At 46.7% G+C, this 1,181-nt stretch carries 2 protein-coding genes; both read left to right on the top strand.

What is annotated here, in order from left to right; genetic code table 11:
* The coding region (locus WMO25_RS18190) for an ATP-binding protein (RefSeq protein WP_349086647.1) at nt 1–234 on the top strand (234 nt) is incomplete at its 5' end.
* Nucleotides 231–947, top strand: coding sequence for a SigB/SigF/SigG family RNA polymerase sigma factor (locus WMO25_RS18185; RefSeq protein ID WP_117540872.1), 717 nt, complete (start codon nt 231–233; stop codon nt 945–947). The genes WMO25_RS18190 and WMO25_RS18185, both read left to right, overlap by 4 nt.
* The last annotated feature ends 234 nt before the right edge of the window (nt 948–1,181 follow it).

Here is a 1,181-nt window from a genome sequence, read left to right as displayed (position 1 = left end):
GAAGTTGAAATTGAGGACGAGGGAATCGGGATGGATGATGTGGAACTGGCTATGGAGCCTTTATACACATCGCGTCCGGAAACAAATCATGCCGGCATGGGCTTTACATTTATGGAGGCGTTTATGGATGAGCTGGAAGTGACCTCGACATCGGGACAGGGGACAAAGGTGAAAATGAGGAAGAAGATTGAAAGGCCTGCAGTTCTTCGCAGCAAAAAGAGGTCCGTCAGGTGACAGATGTCCGTGAGCAGCTTCAAAGGGCACAGGCAGGGGACAAGGAGGCCAGAAATTATCTGGTACAGGAGAACATCGGGCTTGTAAAACATATTGTCAGCCGATATACGGCCAGAGGAGTGGAGAAAGAAGATTTATTTCAGATAGGGATGATCGGGCTTCTGAAGGCCATTGACTATTTTGACCTGAGTTATGATGTGCGTTTTTCGACTTATGCTGTACCGATGATTGCCGGCGAAATTCGTCGTTTTATGAGGGATAATGGTGCCATTAAGGTCAGTCGGTCGATTAAAGATAATCGGGCGGCAGTAAATCGTAGTAGAGAACAGTTGCTGGAAAAGCTGGGAAGGGAACCGACCCTCAGCGAAATCGTGAAGGATGTTGGTATGTCTATGGAAGATGTATTGCTGGCGGTCAATTCAGGGCAGGAGGTGGCGTCGCTGCAGCAGACAATCTATGACGGTGACGGCAGTAGTATCCGATTGATGGACAAACTGTCTGCCCGAAGCGGAGAGGGAGATGCGGCCCTGGATCGGATGATGCTGGCGGATTCATTGTCTGCACTGGATCAGAGGGAGAGAGAAATTATTGTTCTCAGATTTTATTATGATCAGACGCAGTCACAGATTGCAAAAAGGATGGGGGTATCTCAGGTACAGGTATCCAGGCTGGAGAAGCGGATACTCAGAAAAATGAAGATGTATATTTGCTGATGCATAGTGCTGTTTGTTTTTGAGATACTATCGGATGTGGAATCCATTAAAGGGGTAGAGCAAAGAAACCGGTATCGGAGAAATGTTGAAAAGCAGAGTCGAAAACAGAGGATGAGACAATGAAAACAGGAGATGAGACAATGAAAGCAGAATCAACAACAGGAGATGAGACAGCAAAGACTCAGAAACAGGTTGTAATCTACTTGCTGGCGGATGATTATATTGAAGTTGAGG

The organism is Coprococcus intestinihominis, assembly GCF_040096555.1.
GTDB lineage: Bacteria > Bacillota > Clostridia > Lachnospirales > Lachnospiraceae > Coprococcus_A > Coprococcus_A intestinihominis.
The sequence above is the reverse complement of the archived record's forward strand: the minus strand, read 5'-3'. Positions and strand labels throughout refer to the sequence as shown.